Origin of the sequence: Lutibacter maritimus (assembly GCF_900116115.1) — a bacterium.
GTDB classification, from domain to species: Bacteria; Bacteroidota; Bacteroidia; order Flavobacteriales; family Flavobacteriaceae; genus Lutibacter; species Lutibacter maritimus.
The window spans coordinates 231,131-250,049 of record NZ_FOZP01000006.1; the positions used below are offsets into that span (position 1 = coordinate 231,131).

Here is an 18,919-nt window from a genome sequence, read left to right on the forward strand (position 1 = left end):
ATGAAAAAATTACTGAAAAATACCATTCTAATTATTGGAACCTTCATCCTTTTTTCCAGTTTACTGTCTAATACAGCACAACCAGGCATTTGGAATGCAGGAGGAAGCGGCTCTTTTCAATTATTATATCCTGAAGATTCTATAGCATATAAAAAAATACAAATGCAGTCAGAATCAATACATATACAATTATATAAAGGTTTTGCTGTTGTAAAAGGTGTTTACAATTTCTTAAATACAACTAATGATTCGTTAACTATAAAAGTTGGTTATCCTATAAATACCGTTTTTCCTTCAAAAAATTATCAATCGCACTTAAACCAAGTGGTTTTTGATGATTTATATAAAATTAAAGGAAGTATTCATCAACAAGAAATTCCTTTATTAAAACTTCCTTCAAATAATAGCAATTGGTATGTTTGGGAAATAACATTTCCGCCTAAACAATTACTAAATTTCACTGTTCACTTTATTGTAAATACTAATAATGCACAAATTTTACAAGGTTATAATAAAGAAAATAAAAATGGATTTATTTATTTAATTGAAACAGGCTCTATTTGGAAATCACCTATTGAAACTGGCAACTTTTATGCACAATTAAAAGATGATATAAACCTAGCCGATATTAAAGGTATTGCTCCCTCACAACTATATTTTAACCCATCTAACAACACGCTACATTTAAAATTGGCAAATTATGGCGTTCAACCTGATGATAATTTTATACTTATTTATAATAAAAAAATAGATGATTTTAATTTTGAAGAAATTATAGCAAAAAGCAACTATTTATTTCAAGAAATTGATGTTTTTTCTAATAACAAACCCTCCGTTGGATACACTAAAATTTCATTAAAAAATCCGTATGAAGTAAAAGGCGCTGGAAACTTTATTATAACTGGAATTTATTATTTTATATTTTTTGGAATTCCTATATTGGTTGGGATTATTTTAATTTTAATTATATACAAACTTTTAAAAAGAAGAAGAAAAAGTGATTATTAACAAAAAAGAGAAGCATAATGCTTCTCTTTTTTCAATATTAATTAAAATTGTTACTTTTATTTTACAAATTTAGCCACATTTTGCCATGGCCCACCATTAATTACATCAATTCCTTGTTGCTTTAAAAACGATGTTGCTTGCCCACTTCTTGCACCACTTCGGCAAACTGCAATTACCTTTTTATTTAAAGCTTTAATTTCTTTTACCTTTCCTGGAATTGTATTTAATACAATGTTTTTAGAGCCATTTACATGACCGCTTTTAAACTCTTCAACTGTTCTAACATCAATTACAACAGCACCTTCTTTTAAATATTCTTCAATTAAGGAACCTTCGTTTCCACCACCAAATAATCCGAAAAAACTCATTTTAACTATTTTAAATTTTGCGCAAATATAAGTTATAATATTATAAATACGGTAACACCAGTTACTAATTGTTTCTTAAAATAAGTTTTAAACCATTTTCTATCAAATCAGTAAAATGCTCATTATCTTTTAGTTGCAATAAATAATTATAAATTTTAGTATTCAAATTAGCATCTAAATTAAATGTTAATTCAAACATTTCTAAAGGTAAAAGCCAATCATTTGGATATTCTTTTATTAACTTTTCAAACAATAAATTAATTCTATCAACATAAATATTTTCAGTACGCATTAAGGCAATTTCAGCATACATTTTATGAAGATTTAACTCTTTCTCTGAATACTTAATTTTATGTGTTTTTTCTTCCGAAACTTTCCCAAGATTTTGAAAAGAACTTGCAGAAGCTGGACCAGCATAAGCCGAAACTATTTCTTTTCCAACAGCCATATCATAAATTCCCCATTCAGGTTTAAATAAATAATTGTTGTTATGTGTAACAGTACAATTTTTAAAAGAAATTAAAATTATTTTTCCTTTTAAATCTCTTTTTCCAGTTATTACTTCTCCTTCTACTTTTACATTTCCTTCAAAGTGTAAAATGGTTTTTTTACCTTCATAAATACCGTACACTTCTAAATCTTTTGGAAACATATCTTCAATAGCCAAATTTATTCCTTTTAACTTTCCAATAGGACTTCCAAATCCTTCTGCATGATGTTCAGTTCCGTGACCTATAATTTCTCTATCTCTTGTTGCCAAGGCTGTAGGACCTGTAGTTTGAATATAAACCGGATTGTTATTATCATCAGCAATAACATTATTAAAAACTCCTGAAATTTGAATTCCAGTACTTAACTCAATTGTTCCAATATTTGAAGATTCAATTAATTTTTTAACACCTTTTAAACCCCCTTTTCGTAATGCCATTTTGTTTGCAAATTCTTCTAAAACAAAACTTAAATGAGCAAAATCTGGTGTTACAAATAATTGTGGTTGTTGTTTTGTTATGTCAAAATTTTGAGTGGCGGCTGCAATAGAATATGGTATTTTTTTTACTTTATCGGTTAAGCATAACTTACTTTCTCCAATAGATGATAACAAGCCTGCTCCATAAATTTTAGGATTATTAATTTCTCCAATTAATCCATATTCTACAGTCCACCAATGTAAATTTCTAATTTGCGCCATTTCAGATAATTCGCCCATAGAATTTTGCAATGCTTCTACTTTTTGTAATGCACTTTCAATAATTTCATCAGAAGAATTTGGATCTTCTTTTAAAATTGATAGCAAACGAATTGCTTCATATATTTCATAATCTTTTGCTGAAGAAATTGCTTTGCTTCCAATTTCACCAAAACGCCTTAAATACTCTGCATATTCAGGATTAGCAATAATTGGTGCATGACCAGCTGCTTCGTGAATAATATCAGGAGCTGGCGTGTATGCAATATGATTTATAGTTCTAATATCGGATGCAATAACTAAAACATTGTATGCTTGAAATTCCATAAATGCATTGGGAGGAATAAATCCATCAACCGAAACAGCAGCCCAACCAATGTTTTTTAAAATTCGGTTCATTCCTTCCATTTTAGGAATAACATCTACAGAAATACCTGTTTTTTTTAATCCAGAAATATACGATTCATGTGCAACTTTACTTAAATAATCTAAATTTAAACGCATAACATATCGCCAAACAGCTTGGTTTTGAGCGGTATACTCATTATAAGGCTGTTTTACAATAAATTGATGTAAATGCTTTGGTAACTTTTTAGTTACTTCATTAAAAACAATATTATTATTCATAAAAAAACTATTATTTGGGGAAGTTACAATTTTTTCAAATTTTGAAGTCTTGTTCATAAATATTTTACATTGTATATTTACGACTATTCAGAAATTAAAAAAAATGAAAAGAGGAAATTCTAAAGTAAAATTATTAATTGGCGCTGCAATTATATTGTTTGGAGTAATTAAATATTATTCTAATAGTGAAATAAATGAATTTACAGGAAAAAAACAACATATTTCAATTTCTACAGAAGATGAAATTGCTATAGGTTTACAAACCGCTCCAGAAATGGCACAACAACATGGTGGTTTGTATCCTGATCAAAACTATCAAAAATTTGTTGATATGGTGGGGCAAAAATTAGTAACCAATAGCGTTGCAAAACAAACCAATTATCAATATGATTTTCATTTATTAAAAGACCCACAAACAATTAATGCTTTTGCATTACCGGGCGGACAAATATTTATTACTTACGCTTTGTTCTCAAAATTAGAAAATGAAGATCAATTGGCTGGCGTTTTAGGTCATGAAATTGGACATGTTGTTGGGCGTCATTCTGCAGAAAGAATGGCTAAACAAGGTTTAACTGAAACTTTTGTAAGTGGTGTTGCCGTTGGGCTCGATCCAAATACTGCACAAGGAGCAGCTGCAATTGCTAATGTTATAAATATGAGTTATGGTAGAGATGATGAATTGGAAAGTGATGAATTGGGTGTTAGATTTATGATTGATGCAGGCTACAACCCAATAGAATTAATTGGTGTTATGGAAATTTTAAAAGCTGCTGCTGGACCAAATAAAACTCCGGAAAGAATGAGTACACATCCAGATCCTGAAAATAGAATTGAAAAAATTAAACAAGCAATAGAAAAATATAAAAAATAATAGTTCTACTTATAAACTCATTTTAAATTGAAAATGCAATAAATACTTACGTTTTCATACCCTTTTTTCCCCTGTTAAAGAATGTTAAAGATTTGATTTTCTCAATTAAATCTTTATATTATTTATATGAAAAATACACAAAAACATTCTAAATTTTCTGTTATCTAATTTTCAATTAGAACAACCTTAACTTTTCGATTTTTTTAAATCATCAAATTAAAAATAATAACTTTTTTTGAACTCCTTTATATAAAAGTTCAAAAAACACTAAAAACACAGATAATATGAAATCAATAGCAAAAAACATAAATACTTCAACAAAAAACACCTTTAGAAAATTAGGCTTTACCTATTTAGAAACGGCAGAAATAGTAGTAAGTTTAAACGAACTAATAGCAAACTACTTTGTACATTATCATAAATTAAGAAATTTCCATTGGAATGTAGATGGTCAAGATTTTTTTGAATTACACAAAGAATTTGAAGATGAATACAACACTGTTAAAGAAAATATTGATGTGCTTGCCGAAAGAATTCGTGTATTTGGAATTAAACCTTCCTTAACCATGAAAGAAATCTTAGATGTTTCTGAAATTAAAGAAGCTAAAGCTTACAAAATGACTGCAATTGAAATGGTTAACCAAGTACTTAAAGATTACGACATTTTACATAATAAAATGCTAAATGTTATAAACGCAGCTATAGATACTGGCGACAATGTAACCGAACAAATTATAACAGATTTTATGAGAGATTTAGAAAAAAGAAATTGGATGTTTACCGCTTGGTGTAAGTAATAACTCGCCAAAAAGTAAAAAATCTAGTTACCAAATTTTAACTACATAAGTTGTATTTAAATATATTTTTATAACAAATAAAATATTTTATCGCAATCGTTTTAGTAATTTTAAGTTCAATTTAAGACCTAAAAATAAGGCGCTTAAGTTGAATACTTCGTATATTTGAACTTCAAAATTAAATAGATTTTAAAATGAATAAGAAAGTAATTTTAATGATTTTAGATGGTTGGGGAATTACGCAAGATCCAAAGGTTTCTGCAGTATATAACGCAAACACTTCATACATAGATAATTTATACAATCAATATGCAAATGCAAGCCTAAGAACTGACGGTGAACACGTTGGTTTACCTGAAGGACAAATGGGAAATAGTGAAGTTGGGCATATGAACTTAGGTGCTGGTAGAATAGTATACCAAAACTTAGTTAGAATTAATATGGCAGTTAAAAACAAAACATTAGGTCAAGAACAAGTTTTATTAAATGCACTTAATTACGCTAAAGTAAATAATAAAAACATTCATTTGCTAGGTTTAGTTTCAAATGGTGGTATTCACTCTCATATAGATCATTTAAAAGGATTGTTAGATGTTGCTGCTGAAAACAATGCGAAAAATGTTTATTTACATGCATTTTCTGATGGTAGAGATTGCGATCCTAAATCAGGAAAATTCTTTATCAATGATATTCAAGAATATATGAAAAAAACCACTGGTGAATTGGCGACAATTACTGGTAGATATTTTTCAATGGATAGAGATAAACGTTGGGAACGCGTAAAAATTTCTTATGATGCAATGGTAAATGCAGTTGGTACAAAATCAACAGATGCAATTGAAAGCATTGAAAAAAGTTATGCAGAAAATGTAACTGATGAGTTTATTAAACCAATAATTATGACCAATGCCGATGGTACTCCAAAAGCGCAAATAAAAGCTGATGATGTTGTAATTTTCTTTAATTACAGAACTGATAGAGGTCGTGAATTAACAGAAGTTCTTACCCAACAAGATTACCCAGATTTTGGGATGAAAACCATACCACTTCATTATGTAACAATTACTAATTACGATGAAACTTACAAAGGAATTAACGTAATTTATAACACTGATAATTTAGTAGATACATTAGGTGAAGTTTTAGAAAAAGCAGGTAAAAAACAAATTAGAATTGCCGAAACTGAAAAATATCCACATGTAACTTTCTTCTTTTCTGGAGGAAGAGAACAACAATTTGAAGGTGAAAAACGTTTATTATGCCCATCACCAAAAGTTGCAACATACGATTTACAACCTGAAATGAGTGCTTATGAAATTCGTGATGCAATTATTCCTGAATTAAATAAAAAAGAGGTTGATTTTGTGTGTTTAAACTTTGCAAATGGAGATATGGTTGGACATACAGGTGTTATGGAAGCAGCCATTAAAGCTTGTGAAGCTGTTGATCAATGTGTAAAAGACGTCATAACTGCTGCAAATGCAAATGACTATACAACTTTAATAATTGCCGACCACGGAAACTGTGAAACAATGATTAATCCTGATGGAACACCTAACACAGCACATACAACAAATCCAGTTCCTCTTATTTTAGTTGATAAAGATTTACATAAAATTGAAGACGGCGTTTTAGGTGATATTGCTCCAACAATTTTAAAATTAATGGGAATTGAACAACCAAAAGCAATGAGTAGACATTCATTAATATAATTTTGTATTTTTACTTAATCTTATATTTTATAAAATGAAAAATTTAGTATTGATACTTTTAATAGTTAGTGCATTTAGCTGTTCATCAAAAAAAAATATGGTGAACGCCACTAAAGATGTTTCAGGTAATTTAGTTGGAATTGCAGCTAAAGAAAATTTTCAAGTGGAGCCCTATAATTCTTGGTTTCAACCAAATTACGATAGCTATACTTTAAATGCTGAAGTAATTGAAAAACTAAAACCAATTATTAACAATGTTACTATAAAAGCATTTATGGGAACTTGGTGTGGTGATAGTCAACAACAAACACCCGTATTTTATAAAATACTAGATGCAACTGGGTTTAATTACAAAAATTTACAATTGATAGCTGTAAACAGAAGCAAATCAACTCCGGATAATTTACAAGAAGGTTTTGATATTGTTCGTGTTCCTACTTTTATTTTTTTTAAAGAAGGAAAGGAAATTGGACGTTTTGTGGAATACCCGAGAGAAACGGTAGAAAATGATATATTAAAAATTGTAAGTGGCGAACCTTATAAGCACTCTTACGAAGAATAACTATTAATTATATTCTTTTTAAAAAAGCGTTTATATTAAAAAATATAAACGCTTTTTTTTAAATTATTTTTACACAAACCGATTTTGAAGATGGCGTGTAGCTTGTATGGGCAATTAATTCTAATGGCACTAACGGATTTGCTTCCGGAAAATAAGTTGCCACACAACCTTTTGGAATATTATATGGCACAACCGTAAAATTAGAAACTTCTCTTTTTTTATGATTGTAATTATTGAAAAGTGTTACTTTATTACCTTTTTTCAACCCTTTTTTAAGCATATCTTGTGCATTCATAAAAACAACCATTCTACCATTGTAAATACCTCTATACCTATCATTTAAACCATAAATAGTTGTATTAAATTGATCGTGACTTCTAATGGTCATCATAATAAATTCATCCGCTAATTTCTCTTCATTTCGCAATTTATTAATAGTAAAATTAGCTTTCTTATTTGGTGTATTAAAGTCCCCAACTCTTGCACCATTTGGCAATTCAAAACCTATTGGATTTTTAATTTTTTCATTGTAATTATCAAATCCAGCAATAGTTTTTCCAATTAAATCTCTAATATTATTATAGTCGCTCACTAAAAAATCCCAATCTACTTTGGAGTTTTTTAAAGTTGCTTTTGCAATATTTGCCACAATAATGGGTTCACTTTCAACAAATTTAGAAGGTGGTTGTAAGGTGCCTTTTGATGAATGTACAACTCCCATAGAATTCTCTACAGTTATAAATTGTGGTTTTCCGTTCACTTCAAAAACATCTGTTCTTCCCATGGAAGGCAAAATAATTCCTGTTTTTCCGTGTGCTAAGTGAGACCGATTTAACTTTGTTGAAATATGCACGGTTAAATTACAATTACTTAATGCTGCTGATGTAAAATGTGTATCTGGTGCTGCTGATAAAAAATTTCCACCCATAGCAATAAAAACTTTCGCTTTCTTTTGGTGCATTGCTGCTATAGCATCCACAACCGAATAGCCATGTTCTTTTGGTGGTGTAAATCCAAAATTTTCACTTATTTTATCTAATAATTTTTTTGAAGGTCGTTCAGCAATTCCCATTGTTCTATCGCCTTGCACGTTGCTATGTCCACGAACTGGACAAGTTCCTGCACCTTCTTTTCCAATACTTCCTTTCACCAACAACAAATTCACAATTTCTTGAATGTTATCAACTGCATTAACGTGTTGGGTTAATCCCATTCCCCAACAAGTTATTATTTTTTTGTGGTCTGCAATTAAATCTACCAACGCATCAATATCTTTTTCCGACAAACCTGTTCTTACAATAAGTTCTTGTAGATTATTAGATAATAAATCTTTTTTAAACTCATCAAAACCCGCAGTTTTTTGTTGAATAAAATCTTGATCTATTATATCAGGTTGCAAAGTTGCTTTTTCAAACAATTTTATAAGCACCGCTTTTAATAAAGCTACATCTTCGTTAATTTGAATTTGTAAATACAAATCGGAAATTTCTGTTCCAATTCCGCTAATTCCTTTAATTGTTTGTGGATTTTTAAAATGAAGTAATCCAGCTTCAATTAACGGATTTATAGTAACTATTTTTGCACCATTTTTTTTAGCCTTTTCTAAAGCAACCAACATTCTTGGATGATTTGTAGCCGGATTTTGACCAAAAATTAATATCAGTTCTGCTTTGTATAAATCGTTTAAAGTAACCGATCCTTTACCAATTCCAACCGTTTTTGAAAGTGCTGCTCCGCTAGATTCGTGACACATATTTGAGCAATCTGGCAAGTTATTAGTGCCATACATTCTAACAAATAATTGATATAAAAAAGCAGCTTCATTACTGGTTCTTCCCGATGTATAAAAAATCGCTTCGTTCGGATTTTCTAATGCGTTTAATTCTTTTGAAATTAACTTATTAGCTTCATCCCAAGAAATTGGAGAGTAATGTGTTTCATTTGGTCGAATAATCATTGGATGCGTTAATCTTCCTTGTTGCCCAAGCCAATAATCCGATTGTTCTTGTAATTGTTTGATGGAATATTTAGCAAAAATTTCTGGACTGGCTTTTGCCTCCATAGCTTCTTCAGCAATGGCTTTGATACCATTTTCACAAAATTCTCCTAATTTAGATCTGTGTTTAGGATCTGGCCAAGCGCAACCTGGACAATCTGTACCATTTTTTTGATTCAGTTTATTTAAAACTTTCAGCGCCTTTAAAAAAGGCATTCTTTGTAAAATTTGTTGAATAGAAATTGTTATTGCCTTAAAACCAGCAACACTTTTGGGAGGATTCCCTATTTTCAATTCCTTTGATGTTTTCATTTTTAGTTAGTTAGTAAAACTAAAATAAGAACTTTAAGGCAAATATTTTTGAAATGTTTAATAAAAAAGAACAAAGAATTCAATTATTTTTCTGAATCATCTTCTAATTCATGCAATTCATCAAGCTGTTTTAATAATTCAAAAGTTTTTTTAGCTTCATCTTCATCAATGGTTGAAATAGCAGCGCCCACATGAACCAGCACATAATCACCAATATTTGCTTCTGGTACCAACGTTAAACTAACTTCTTTAATAATACCATCAAACGATACTTTTCCAACTCTAAAAGTTTCATCTAATTGCGATGTAATTGCTATTAATTTTCCTGGTATTGATAAACACATAATTATTTAATATTGATTTTGGGCGTTCCTTTTCAGGTCGCGCTTTTTGTTCTATCTTTTTCTTCGTTGCACTCTAAAAAAGGATGCCACTTCAATCGCTAACGCAAAATTTATATTGCCTAAACTAAATTTTCTTTCAGCCATTTATACCAAGTTTCCATTCCAACGCCTTTTGTTGCTGAAACTTCAAAAAATTGTAAATGAGGGTTTACTTGTAATGCGTAATTTTTTAATTTTTGAATGTCAATATTTACATACGGTAATAAATCTATTTTATTAATAATACAAACATCAGCTGTATGAAACATATCTGGATATTTTATTGGCTTATCTTCACCTTCGGTTGTACTTATAATGACAACACGTTTACTTTCGCCTAAATCAAACATTGAAGGACAAACTAAGTTTCCTACATTTTCAATCATTAAAACTGAATGATCTTTCATTTCAAGTTTTTTAACGGCTTCATACACCATATCACTTTCTAAATGGCAACCTTTTCCAGTATTGATTTGAACAACTGGAATATTTAACGCGTCAATTCTATTGGCGTCATTCATTGTTTGTTGATCTCCTTCAATTACATAAAAAGACATTTCCTTATTTAAATCGGCCAATGTTCGTTCTAAAATTGAAGTTTTTCCAGAACCGGGTGAGCTCACCAAATTCAACGCAAAAATATGTTTAGCTTCAAAATAACCTCTATTTCTGGCTGCTAAAACCGCATTGTTATTTAAAATATCTTGTTCAATTTCCAACACTTTGTGTTTGTGGTCATGAATATGGCTGTGCGTGTGAGAATGGCCATCATGATGATGGTGATGATGATCATCGTGCGAGTGTGAATGCTCATCGTGATGATGATGTTCTTCATGTGAATGTTTATGTTCTCCTGGTTTTAAAATTGTTGGACCATTATTTTCTGATCCACAGCCGCAAGTTCCACACATAATTTTATAAATTTAAATGACTTCTAACGTTTTAACTTTTAACTCTTTTCCTTTTAAAATTCCTTTAAAATTACTGCCGCAATTTGGGCAACAATCATAAATATTTTCCATTGCAAACTCGGTATCACAATCTATACATTTTCCAATGCCATCAATAATTAGTATTTCTTTTTCAGCATTTTCTAATACCGTATTTTCTACTGCAGAACTCCAAACAAAATTCAACGAATCAATTTCAATACCTGCCAACACACCAATTTCCAATTCTATTTTAGTCACCTTTTCTGCTTTTGCTTTTGCAGTTTCATCTTCTGCAATTTTCACAATTCCTAAGGCAATCGATAGTTCGTGCATGAGTATTAAACGATTTACTCTCAAAGTTACAAAATATATAAAAAGAAACCCTATGATATTCATCAGTAAAAAACCATTGTAACAATTGTTACCATTAAGGATTGTATAGTCTTATTTTAAAACATTCTAAATTAGGTAGTTACACTTGTTTTAATTAAATTTTATTGTAAATTAGATAGGTTCTTTTTCCACAAAGAAGCAAATCACTTAAAAAGTATTTTTATCATTTAAAATTTTACCTATGTCTAATAATAATGAACAACGCAAAACCTATTATGAAAGTATCATAAAACAAGGTTATAGTCGTAGAGATTTCATGAAGTTTACCACATATATGGCTGCTTTTATGGGATTGGAAAACTCTATGGTAGGACAAATAGCGCAATCTTTAGAAAAAACGCCAAGATTGCCTGTTATTTGGGAACATTATCAAGAATGCACATGTTGCAGTGAATCATTCATCAGGTCAAATCACCCAATTGTTGCAGATATTATTTTAGATAAAATTTCATTAGACTATACCTTAACACTAATGGCTGCATCTGGTCATCAAGCAGAAGCAGCAAAACAAGAAACTATGAAGAAATATCATGGTGAATATATTTTGTGTGTTGAAGGTTCTATTCCAATGGGAGATGATGGAAACTATTGTTGTATTGCAGGAAAATCTGCAAAAGAATCGTTTTTAGAAGCTGCTGAAGGAGCAAAAGCTATTATTGCTTGGGGAAGTTGTGCTTCCAATGGTTGTGTGCAAGCTGCAAAACCAAATCCAACTGGCGCAACACCAATTCATAAAATTGTAAAAAATAAACCAATAATTAGAGTTCCTGGTTGTCCACCAATTGGTGAAGTGATGGCCGGAATTATTGTGCATGTGGTTGCCTTTGGTCGTTTACCAAAACTTGACCGATTAGGAAGACCAAAAGCATTTTACGCAAAACGTGTTCATGACTCTTGCTACAGAAGACCATATTATGATGCCGGTTTATTTGCTGAAACTTTTGATGATCAAAATGCTAAAAATGGCTATTGCTTATACAAAGTTGGTTGCAAAGGGCCAATGACTTACAATTCATGTGGAACTATAAAATGGAATAATGGTGTAAGCTATCCTATTCAATCTGGCCATGGATGTATTGGTTGCAGTGAAGAAGATTTTTGGGATAATGGTCCTTTCTATGAAAGAACAACAAAAATGCCTGGATTTGCAGTTGAATCTAATGCAGATACTATTGGAAAAGTTGCTGCAGGAGTTTTAGCTGGTGGCATTGCTGTTCATGCAGTTGCTGCAAATATCTCTAAACGAAAAGAATTAATGGATAGAATTAACAGAGGTAAGGATAACGAAAAAAATATTGAGTCTTAAAACATAAAACAATGGCAAATAGAATAGTAGTTGACCCAATTACACGTATTGAAGGTCATTTAAGAATAGAAGCCGAAATAAAAGATGGTAAAATAGTTGATGCTTTTAGCTCAAGCACAATGGTTAGAGGTATTGAACAAATAGTTAAAGGTCGAGATCCAAGAGATGTTTGGGCATTTGTACAACGTACTTGTGGTGTTTGTACAACGGTACATGCACTTGCTTCAGTTCGATCTGTGGAAGATGCTTTAGGAATTGCGGTACCACCAAATGCTGAAATGGTAAGGAATATTATGGAAGGTGCTTTGTATATGCACGATCACGCTGTACATTTTTATCATTTACATGCATTAGATTGGGTAGATGTAGTAAACTGTTTAAAAGCTGATCCTACACAAACTTCAGCATTGGCGCAAAGTATCTCAAAATGGCCAAAAAGTTCGCCTGGTTATTTTTCTGATATTCAAAAAAGAATTCAAAAATTTGTTGAAAGCGGTCAATTAGGCATTTTCGCCAATGGCTATTGGGGACATTCACAAATGAAATTACCTGCTGAAGTAAATTTATTAGCGGTAGCGCATTATTTAGAAGCTTTAGATTGGCAAAAAGAAATTGTAAAAGTACATACTATTTTTGGTGGTAAAAATCCACATCCAAATTATTTAGTTGGTGGAATGGCTTGTGCTATTAATTCTGATGGCGCCGGCGGTTTAAATGCTGAAAGACTTGCATACGTAGGAAAGTTGTTACAAGACGGAAAAGATTTTATTGAACAAGTGTATATTCCAGATTTATTAGCCATTGCTTCTTTCTATAAAGATTGGGGTGCTATTGGTAAAGGATTTGGAAATTACATGAGTTATGGTGATTTCCCAACAAATGGTTATGCAGATTTATCGAGCTTTAAATTTCCACAAGGAGTAATTTTAAATAATGATTTATCTAAAGTGCACGATGTAGACCATAGAAATGGTGATATTGAAGAATTTGTAAATAATTCATGGTACAATTATTCTGATGGTGATGATAAAGGAAAACATCCTTGGGATGGTGAAACTAACATTAAATACTCAGGACCAAAACCACCGTATGAGTTTTTAAATGTTGAAGAAAAATACAGTTTTATTAAAACACCACGTTGGAAAGGTTTACCAATGGAAGTTGGACCTTTAGCACGTTTACTAGTCGGTTACGGACGTGGAAATAAAGAAATTCAAGATGCTGTAAATGGAGCATTAACTCATTTGGAAGTGCCTGTTGATGCATTATTTTCAACATTAGGAAGAACTGCTGCACGTGGAATTGAAACACAATTAGTAGCAAATTGGACTATGGAGTTCTACAATACTTTAATGAATAACATTAAAAATGGTGATGAGCGTATGGCAAATATGGATAGTTGGGAACCTTCTACTTGGCCTGCAGAAACTAAAGGTGTTGGCTTTATGGAAGCACCTCGTGGAGCATTAGCGCACTGGATTAAAATTAAAGATGGTAAAACTGAAAATTATCAGCAAGTTGTACCAAGTACTTGGAATGCTTCACCACGTGATCCAAAAGGGCAACGTTCAGCATACGAATCTACTTTAATTGGAACTCCTGTTGCAGATCCAGAATTACCTCTTGAAATTATAAGAACAATACATTCTTTTGATCCTTGTATTGCCTGCGCAGTACATTTATATGATGAACACGGAAATCATATTTCGCAAGTTCAAAATATTGCAAGTTGTGAAAGTTAAAACTTAAATCATGGAAGCAAAAAAATTTATAAGAGTAATGGTTTGGGAATTGCCGGTACGATTATTTCACTGGTTAAATGTCCTTGCAATTATTGTGCTATGTATTACAGGTTTTTTAATTGCAAATCCACCAGCATTATTATCAAACGCAGAAGCTACCAATTTACATTCGTTCGGAATTGTTCGTTTTATCCATTTTGTAGCCGCTTATATTTTTCTTTTTATAATGATAATGAGAATTTATTGGTCGTTTGTAGGAAATCAATTTGCAAGTTGGCGTGCTTTTTGGCCATTCAGTAAAAAGAATTGGAATAATTTTTGGCACGTTGTTAAGATTGATGTTATGCTGTTAAATGAAGATCATCCAAATGTAAAAGATATTAGTGTTGGTCATAACAGTGTGGCAACGTTATCCTATTTAGTAATGTTTTTTATAGCTCTAATTCAAATATTTACTGGTTTCGCATTGTATGCAGATACATCTGGTTGGTGGTTTCCAAAATTATTTTCGTGGGTTATTCCCTTATTTGGAGGTGATTTTATGGTGCGTACTATTCATCATATAGCAATGTGGACATTTATTTTATTTAGTTTAGTACACGTGTATTTGGTTTTTTATCATGATTGGTTAGAAGGTCGTGGGGAAGTCTCATCAATGTTTGGAGGCTTTAAATTTGTACGAGAAGATAGAATTAAACATCACGAAGATATTCCAGAAGAAAGTAAAAAATAAAAACAATACATTCATAGTAGTAAGTTCATTTTATTTGAAAGTACAGATAAAATGAATTTACTTTTTTAAAATGAATAAAATATGACAGAAAGAACTCCAGTTGCCATTAGCAGCGATTCTTATTTTTTTGAAAAAGACAAATCCAACAGTATTTTAGTAATGGGTGTTGGCAATTATTTAATGGGTGATGAAGGGATTGGCGTGCATATTATTCAGGAAATGAGTAAAATTGAACTTCCTGATTATATAGATATTTTAGATGGCGGAACAGGTGGTTTTTTATTGCTGAATTGTTTTGAGGCTTATAAAACCATCATTTTTGTTGATGCCACTATGGATGGAAAACAAGCCGGAACTATTTCTCTTATTCGTCCAAAATTTGCATCGGATTTTCCTTCTGCATTAAGTGTTCATGATGTTGGTTTAAAAGATATGATTGAGGCAGTCTATTTAATGGAGCATATTCCTGACATTCATTTATTTACGGTTTCTATTGAAGAATTAAATCCAATGACCATAGATTTAAACGATCACGTTCGAGCTGCAATTCCTGAAATAATTCAACAAATTTTAAACCATTCAGAAGCACTTCACCTAAAAAAAGTGTAAATTTATAGTAAATTATAAAGCTATAAATTGAATGTTGAAAACCTATAAAATTACGGTTGCTGGGCAAGTACAAGGTGTAGGTTTTCGTCCTTATATTTATACTTTGTCCACCGAATTTAATTTAAAAGGAACCGTATCTAATAACCAAGAAGGTGTACTAGTTAATGTAACTGGCACAAAAGAAAATATTGACAAGTTTTATTCCAAATTAATACATTTTCCTCCGCCAGTTGCAAACATTCAAAAAAGTAAAATTATTGAGATTGAACACGTTCTATTTGATGATTTCAAAATTATCTCCTCAAAAAAAAACGGACAATTAAATCTGCCTTTAACTCCCGATTTTGCAATTTGTGACGACTGTAAAAATGAAATCAAAAATTCAAAGAACAAACGTTTCAATTACCCTTTTACAACATGTGTAAATTGTGGACCTAGATTTGCGGTTACTGAAAATTTTCCTTTTGAAAGAAGTAATACCAGCATTCACAATTTTTTAATGTGTGATGATTGTATGGAAGAATATACAAACCCAGCAAACAGACGTTTTCATTCTCAAACAAATACATGTTCAACCTGTGGAATTGAATTAGTTTTAATAAATGCTGAAGGAATAGCTATTAAAACTTCTAAAAACACAGTATTTCAGAAAGTTGCATCGCTTTTACAAGAAGGAAATATTGTAGCTATAAAAAACACCAGTGGCTATTTATTGTGTTGTAATGGCGAAAACACAGAGGTTATTCAAAAATTAAGAGAAAAAAAGCATCGACCAAAAAAACCATTTGCGGTGTTGTTTCCATCTTTAAAAAAGCTTCAAAAAGAGTTTTTTATCTCAGAAAAGGAAATAGAATCACTAACATCAAAAGAAAGTCCGATTACTATTATTTCATCAAAAAATTACAATGGTAATTTAGCTTTAAATGAAATTACTCCAAACTTAAATCAACTTGGTGTACTATTACCTTATACTGGAATTTTACAATTATTAGCAAATGAATTAAATTTTCCAATAGTTGCCACAAGCGGTAATATTCATGGTTCACCAATTATTAGTGAAAATGATGAAGCATTTGAAAAATTGGAAAATGTAGCCGATTATTTTTTACAACATAATTTAAAAATAACCCATCCCCAAGACGATTCTGTGGTGAAATTTAGCAGTAATTTTCAGCAAAAAATACTATTTAGACGTTCACGTGGTTTTGCGCCAAATTATTTTGGTACAGCTATTAAAACTATTGAAAAAATATTGGCCATGGGCGCCGATTTAAAAAGTAGTTTTACCTTTTATCCGAATAATTATTTATACGCAAGTCAGTATATTGGGAACTTAGAAAATTTTGATATTTATAATCGTTATATTACTGAAATAGCATCTTTTATCAATATTTTTGAACAACAACCAGAAGTTATTTTGGTAGATAAGCATCCGTTATATCACAGTACAAAATATGGAATAGAATTGGCTAAAAAAACAAGTTCAAAATTGGTTGAAATTCAGCATCATAAAGCACATTTTTCAGCCATTTTAGGAGAGCATAACTTGTTTGAAGAAAAAGTTTTAGGAGTGGTTTTTGACGGCACTGGTTTTGGTGATGATAATCAAATTTGGGGCGGAGAATTTTTTAGCTATAAAAACAATGTTATTGAGAGAATTGCCCAAATAGAAAATTTTGATTGGATTTTGGGCAATAAAATGGCTAAAGAACCTCGGCTATCATTATTTTCTTTAGCCTCAGATGAAATGATTGATGTTTTAGTGCAAAAATTCACATCAACAGAATTAAAGAATTATCAATATTTAAAGAAAAATAATCAACTTAAAACATCTTCGGTCGGGAGATTATTTGATGCTGTAGCATCCTTATTAAATATTACCGATTATAATTCTTACGAAGGTGAAGCGGCTATTTTATTGGAAAATTCAATTGGCAATTATGATTTAAAAAACTGTAAAAACTATTTAAATTCAACAGATGTTATTTCTGTAAATGAAATAATTTCAGCAATTTACAAAGAAATTCAACAAGGAAATTCAACTAAAAATATGATTACTAATTTTTTATTTACGTTAGCAACTTCTATTTTAAATATCGCTAAAAAACACCAATTTAAGCATATTGCTTGTAGTGGTGGTGTATTTCAAAACACAACTTTGGTAGATATGCTTTTAGAATTAGCTCCAAAAGAAATTAAATTGTATTTTCATAAAGAATTATCACCTAACGATGAAAACATTTCTTTCGGACAATTGATGTATTATTTACACATTAAAAATTAATAAATGAAGTATTTAAGTGAATATCGAAATTTAGAAGAAACTAAGAAAATCTTAGATGAAATTCACAAGATTACAACGCGTGAGTGGAACATTATGGAGATTTGCGGAGGTCAAACACATAGTTTGGTTAAAAACGGTATTTTAGAATTATTGCCTGAAAAAGTTAGAATGATTCACGGACCTGGTTGCCCCGTTTGTGTAACACCTTTAAACTTAATTGACAAAGCTATTGAACTTTTAGAACAAGGTGTAATTGTATGTTCATTTGGCGATATGATTCGTGTCCCTGGAAGTAAAAAAAGCTTATTAGAAGCCAAAGCTTTGGGTGGAGATTTACGTATTTTATATTCGCCAATTGAGGCAGTTTCTATAGCAAAAGAAAATCCCGATAAGGAAGTTGTATTTTTCGCTGTTGGATTCGAAACTACTGCACCAGCAAATGCTTTATCGGTATTACATGCTGAAAAAGAAGGCATTTCTAACTATTCCATTTTAGCATCACATGTATTGGTTCCGCCAGCAATGGAAGCTATTTTAGATGATAAATTTTGTACAATTGATGCTTTTTTAGGCGCAGGTCATGTGTGTGCAATTATGGGAACTAAAGAATATTATCCGTTAGTGGAGAAATATAAAATTCCAACAGTAATTACTGGGTTTGAGCCATTAGATTTGGTTCAGGGTATTTATTTGGCTGTAAAACAGTTAGAAGCAGGAAAATACAAACTAGAAAATCAATATTCGCGCATTGTTAAAGAAGAAGGAAATATTGCCGCTATTAATGTAATCAATAAAATATTTGAAATTGGCAATAGAGAATGGCGTGGTATCGGTGAAATTCCTAATAGTGGTTACGTTATAAAAGATGCTTACAGAAAATATGATGCTGAAGCAAAGTTTAATATCAGTAATATAAAAGTACCTGAAAACCCGAATTGTATTGCAGGTGAAATTTTACGAGGTATTAAAAAACCTAATGAATGTGAGCAATTTGGTAAAGCTTGCAAACCATCAAATCCGTTAGGTGCTCCAATGGTTTCATCAGAAGGTGCTTGTGCAGCATATTATCATTTTTCAACCCAATAAATCGACTAA

The 18,919-nt window shown here is 30.9% G+C and carries 17 protein-coding genes; 11 read left to right on the forward strand and 6 right to left on the reverse strand.

Translation table 11 applies throughout. From position 1 onward, the window contains the following. Positions 1-1,008, forward strand: coding sequence for a hypothetical protein (locus BM335_RS11310; protein ID WP_090227440.1), 1,008 nt, complete (start codon positions 1-3; stop codon positions 1,006-1,008). Between the two features lie 56 nt (positions 1,009-1,064). Here BM335_RS11310 and BM335_RS11315 read toward each other — a convergent pair whose 3' ends face one another. Together BM335_RS11315 and BM335_RS11320 are read right to left on the reverse strand one after the other, a co-directional pair. Then, on the reverse strand, positions 1,065-1,376 hold the full coding sequence (locus tag BM335_RS11315; protein ID WP_090227444.1) for a rhodanese-like domain-containing protein: 312 nt from the start codon (positions 1,374-1,376) through the stop codon (positions 1,065-1,067). Positions 1,377-1,440: 64 nt separating this feature from the next. Continuing rightward, a complete protein-coding gene (locus BM335_RS11320) occupies positions 1,441-3,189 on the reverse strand; it encodes an aromatic amino acid hydroxylase (RefSeq protein WP_090227448.1) in 1,749 nt (582 codons plus the stop codon). 103 nt (positions 3,190-3,292) lie between these two features. Between BM335_RS11320 and BM335_RS11325 the strand changes: the two genes are divergently transcribed. The 4 genes from BM335_RS11325 to BM335_RS11340 all read left to right on the forward strand — a co-directional run bounded on the left by BM335_RS11325 (position 3,293) and on the right by BM335_RS11340 (position 7,134). Then, positions 3,293-4,063, forward strand: a complete 771-nt coding sequence (locus BM335_RS11325) for a M48 family metalloprotease (RefSeq protein ID WP_090227452.1) — start codon at positions 3,293-3,295, stop codon at positions 4,061-4,063. Between the two features lie 284 nt (positions 4,064-4,347). Then, positions 4,348-4,860, forward strand: coding sequence for a Dps family protein (locus tag BM335_RS11330; protein WP_090227460.1), 513 nt, complete (start codon positions 4,348-4,350; stop codon positions 4,858-4,860). Positions 4,861-5,054: 194 nt separating this feature from the next. After that, positions 5,055-6,572: a 2,3-bisphosphoglycerate-independent phosphoglycerate mutase gene (gpmI, locus tag BM335_RS11335; protein WP_090227465.1), complete on the forward strand. Its 1,518-nt coding sequence runs from the start codon at positions 5,055-5,057 to the stop codon at positions 6,570-6,572. 34 nt (positions 6,573-6,606) lie between these two features. Further along, entirely contained in the window at positions 6,607-7,134 is a 528-nt protein-coding gene (locus BM335_RS11340; RefSeq protein ID WP_090227466.1) for a thioredoxin family protein, read from the forward strand. 58 nt (positions 7,135-7,192) lie between these two features. Here BM335_RS11340 and BM335_RS11345 read toward each other — a convergent pair whose 3' ends face one another. From BM335_RS11345 to BM335_RS11360, 4 genes are all read right to left on the reverse strand, one after another. Next, entirely contained in the window at positions 7,193-9,442 is a 2,250-nt protein-coding gene (locus BM335_RS11345) for an FdhF/YdeP family oxidoreductase (RefSeq protein WP_090227467.1), read from the reverse strand. Positions 9,443-9,525: 83 nt separating this feature from the next. After that, positions 9,526-9,786, reverse strand: a complete 261-nt coding sequence (locus BM335_RS11350; protein ID WP_090227468.1) for a HypC/HybG/HupF family hydrogenase formation chaperone — start codon at positions 9,784-9,786, stop codon at positions 9,526-9,528. Between the two features lie 119 nt (positions 9,787-9,905). Continuing rightward, complete coding sequence (hypB, locus tag BM335_RS11355) at positions 9,906-10,736, reverse strand: hydrogenase nickel incorporation protein HypB (RefSeq protein ID WP_090227470.1); 831 nt, start codon at positions 10,734-10,736, stop codon at positions 9,906-9,908. 12 nt (positions 10,737-10,748) lie between these two features. Then, on the reverse strand, positions 10,749-11,090 hold the full coding sequence (locus tag BM335_RS11360; protein WP_090227472.1) for a hydrogenase maturation nickel metallochaperone HypA/HybF: 342 nt from the start codon (positions 11,088-11,090) through the stop codon (positions 10,749-10,751). Positions 11,091-11,331: 241 nt separating this feature from the next. On the opposite strand from BM335_RS11360, the gene BM335_RS11365 reads away from it, so the two are divergent. The 6 genes from BM335_RS11365 to hypD all read left to right on the forward strand — a co-directional run bounded on the left by BM335_RS11365 (position 11,332) and on the right by hypD (position 18,910). Continuing rightward, complete coding sequence (locus BM335_RS11365; RefSeq protein ID WP_090227476.1) at positions 11,332-12,456, forward strand: hydrogenase small subunit; 1,125 nt, start codon at positions 11,332-11,334, stop codon at positions 12,454-12,456. Positions 12,457-12,467: 11 nt separating this feature from the next. Beyond that, positions 12,468-14,198, forward strand: a complete 1,731-nt coding sequence (locus BM335_RS11370; RefSeq protein WP_090227480.1) for a nickel-dependent hydrogenase large subunit — start codon at positions 12,468-12,470, stop codon at positions 14,196-14,198. Between the two features lie 10 nt (positions 14,199-14,208). Beyond that, a complete protein-coding gene (gene cybH, locus BM335_RS11375) occupies positions 14,209-14,931 on the forward strand; it encodes a Ni/Fe-hydrogenase, b-type cytochrome subunit (RefSeq protein ID WP_218157817.1) in 723 nt (240 codons plus the stop codon). 81 nt (positions 14,932-15,012) lie between these two features. After that, positions 15,013-15,540 carry a hydrogenase maturation protease gene (locus BM335_RS11380; protein WP_090227487.1) on the forward strand — a complete coding sequence of 176 codons (528 nt, stop codon included), beginning with the start codon at positions 15,013-15,015 and terminating at the stop codon, positions 15,538-15,540. Between the two features lie 31 nt (positions 15,541-15,571). Continuing rightward, complete coding sequence (gene hypF / locus BM335_RS11385) at positions 15,572-17,824, forward strand: carbamoyltransferase HypF (protein WP_090227491.1); 2,253 nt, start codon at positions 15,572-15,574, stop codon at positions 17,822-17,824. A gap of 3 nt (positions 17,825-17,827) precedes the next feature. Continuing rightward, positions 17,828-18,910, forward strand: a complete 1,083-nt coding sequence (hypD, locus tag BM335_RS11390) for a hydrogenase formation protein HypD (RefSeq protein WP_090227497.1) — start codon at positions 17,828-17,830, stop codon at positions 18,908-18,910. The last annotated feature ends 9 nt before the right edge of the window (positions 18,911-18,919 follow it).